The sequence below is a fragment of the Mycobacterium sp. E3339 genome (assembly GCF_001666915.1).
GTDB lineage: Bacteria > Actinomycetota > Actinomycetes > Mycobacteriales > Mycobacteriaceae > Mycobacterium.
Genome location: NZ_LZIZ01000254.1, coordinates 1 through 2,729 on the forward strand (window position 1 = coordinate 1; position 2,729 = coordinate 2,729).

Annotated in this window: 4 protein-coding genes; all 4 read right to left on the minus strand. The window is 66.3% G+C overall.

Annotated features, from left to right (window positions below; all coding sequences use genetic code 11):
- Window positions 1–598, minus strand: a 598-nt coding sequence (locus tag A5702_RS24650) for an SDR family oxidoreductase (RefSeq protein WP_068224607.1), incomplete at its 3' end; no start/stop codon positions are given.
- Window positions 599–645: 47 nt separating this feature from the next.
- Window positions 646–1,149, minus strand: coding sequence for a MarR family winged helix-turn-helix transcriptional regulator (locus A5702_RS24655; protein WP_055399536.1), 504 nt, complete (start codon window positions 1,147–1,149; stop codon window positions 646–648).
- Between the two features lie 73 nt (window positions 1,150–1,222).
- Window positions 1,223–1,972 carry an amino acid ABC transporter ATP-binding protein gene (locus A5702_RS24660; RefSeq protein ID WP_068224609.1) on the minus strand — a complete coding sequence of 250 codons (750 nt, stop codon included), beginning with the start codon at window positions 1,970–1,972 and terminating at the stop codon, window positions 1,223–1,225.
- A partial coding sequence (locus tag A5702_RS24665; RefSeq protein ID WP_156669742.1) for an amino acid ABC transporter permease occupies window positions 1,969–2,729 on the minus strand: 761 nt, incomplete at its 5' end. The genes A5702_RS24665 and A5702_RS24660, both read right to left, overlap by 4 nt.

Genomic DNA, 2,729 nt, shown 5'->3' on the forward strand with positions numbered 1-2,729 from the left:
TGGCCGCGACGGTTTCGGGTTTGAGGAACTTGGCGGGGTCGTAGGTGCCGCCCTCGAACGCGACGAGTTCGCGCTGCATCTCGCTGTCGGTGCGACCGGGGTACACGGTCGTCACCCGCAGCTGTGGCTCGTCGGCGCGCAGCGAATCGGCGAAGGCGCGCAGCGCGAACTTGCTGGCCGAATAGGAGGCCATGCCGGGCGAGACGTTGCGGCCGGCGCCGGAGTTGATGAAGACCACCTGGCCGCGGGCCTGTCGCAGCGCGGGTAGCAGTGCGAGCGTAAGTTCCACCGGCCCAAGCACATTCACGGCAAAAGTGGCGCGCCACTGGTCGACGTCGGTGTCGGCGACATGGCCGGGGATGGACACCCCGGCGTTGTGCACCAGCACATCGAGTTCGTCGACGATCTCGCAGGCGGCCTCGATGTCAGCGGAGTCGGTCAGGTCCAGCGGGAACGTCGTCGAGCCGAGCCGCTCCGCGACGGCATCGAGCCGGTCGGAGGGCCGGCCGGCCAGCAGCAGGGTGTGGGTGGGGGCCAGCGCCGTGGCGATCGCGGAACCGATACCGCCGCCGGCGCCGGTGATGAGTGCAGTGGGCATGCCAGTAGTCTAACGGCAACGCTAAAGTCGTTGTGCGACAGGTACTTTCATGCCTCTTTGCGTGCGTCCGGCGGGCACGCGGGTCCGGACGTCGGTTCGCCGGAGGCCAGCCGCTCGAGCGGCGCCAGCGCTTGCATGAGCGTGCCGAGGTCGGCCTCCGGCAGCTGACTGAGCATCGCGGCCAGGGAGGCGCGCCGGTTGGCCAGCGACTCGCCGTGCACGGCGCGCCCGCGCGGGGTGATGTCGACCAGCACCGCCCGCAGGTCGGACGGGTCACGCGAGCGTTTGACCAGGCCGAGCTTCTCCAGCCGGCGGATCGCCACCGTGGTGGTGGGCGTGCGCACCCGTTCGTGGGCCGCCAGGTCGGTCATCCGGATCGGCCCCTGATCCAGCAACGTGACGAGGATCGACAGCTGCGCCAACGTCAGGTCCCCGGCGGCGGCCCCGCTCGGGTCTCCGCGACGCAGAATCGAAAACAATTTGGACAGCGCACGGTGCAAACCTTCCGCAAGCTCGGTCACGTCGGCCACGGTGGATTCGCTGTCCGCCATAAACGGGGAGTCTAACCCGATATCAGGCGCTTACAAGGTAGCTATGCCGACTAATTAGTCGCGACGGGATGGGTCAAAGTACTTGCGACAAGAAACGCTGTAGACGTTCCGTTCGTGCGGTCTCGAAAATCTGCTCCGGCGGACCGGATTCCACGACCTTGCCGCGATCCATGAACACCACGGTGTCTGATGCCGAGCGGGCAAAGCCCATTTCGTGGGTGACAACGATCATCGTCATACCGTCGGCGCCGAGATCGGCGATGAGTTGCAAAATTCCCTTCACCATTTCGGGATCGAGCGCCGATGTCGCCTCGTCGAAGAACATCACTTGCGGGGCCATGGCCAATGCGCGGGCGATCGCGACCCGTTGCTGTTGGCCGCCGGACAACATGCCGGGCCGGGCATCGGCCTTGTGCTTCAACCCAACTCGCTCCAACTGGGCCAGCGCCAGGTCGCGGGCTTCGTCGGCGGGCAGGCGCCGTAACTTGCGCGGCGCCATCGCGACGTTCTTCAGGACGCTCAAGTGCGGGAAGAGGTTGAAGTGCTGAAACACCATGCCGATGCGCTGCCGCAGTTCGTTGGGATCGTCGCGCAACACCGATCGGCCGTCCAGCAGGATGTCGCCGCTGTCGGGTTCGTGCAACCGGTTCAAGGTGCGCAGCAGCGTCGACTTGCCCGAGCCGGACGGCCCGATCACAGCGACGGTGGTGCCGGCCGGTGCCTCGAAATCGACGCCGCGCAGCACCCGGTTGCCGCCCAGCGTTTGGTGAATGTCCTTGGCGGCCAGCGATACTGGCGCACGGCCCGCGGCACCGGGAGTCACGTGATCTCCTGGCCGAACGTCGTCGCGAGCATGTCAGGGCCCTCGTCCGGATCGGGGGCGCGCCGGCCACGGCGCAGCCGCGCGTCGATGTAGTTCACCAGGTGGGTTAACGGAATGGTCAATATCAGGTAGAAGAGACCCGCGGCCACCAACGGCGACAGGCTTCCGGTCTGGGCATTCAAATCCCGGCCCACCTGAAAAAGCTCCCGCTGATCGGCGATCAGGCCCAGGAAATACACCAACGCGGAGGCCTTCAACAACCCGATGAATTGATTGACCAGTGCCGGCAGCACGCGCCGTATTCCCTGCGGCACCACCACCAGGCGCATCGCGGTCGAGTAGCTGAATCCCAGCGCGCGCGAGGCCTCCAACTGTCCGGGGTCGACGCTTTGTATTCCGGAGCGGAGGATTTCGCCGATGTAGGCGGCCGCCATCAACCCCAACGCGGCGATTCCCAATGGGTAGGGATTCTTGTTCGTCAGCCCGCCGACCAACGGGCCGACGCCCATCCCGATGAGCAGGATGATCACCACTTCGGGAAGGCCGCGGAAGATGTCGGTGTAGACCCGCGCCGGCCAGCGCAGCCAGCGCCGGTTCGAGATGCCCGCCATGGCCAGCACCATTCCCAGCGCCAGGCCGATCACGATGGCGCAGTTGGTCAGGATCAACGTGTTCGGCAGCCCCGTCGTCAGCAGCAGGGGGATGGCCCGCCGATACATGTCCCAGTCGAAGAACGAATCCCGCAACTGCGCCAGCG

Excerpts from the sequence above, each read along its gene's own strand:
- A5702_RS24655 (WP_055399536.1), bottom strand. The coding sequence starts at position 1,149 with ATGGCGGACAGCGAATCCACCGTGGCCGACGTGACCGAGCTTGCGGAA.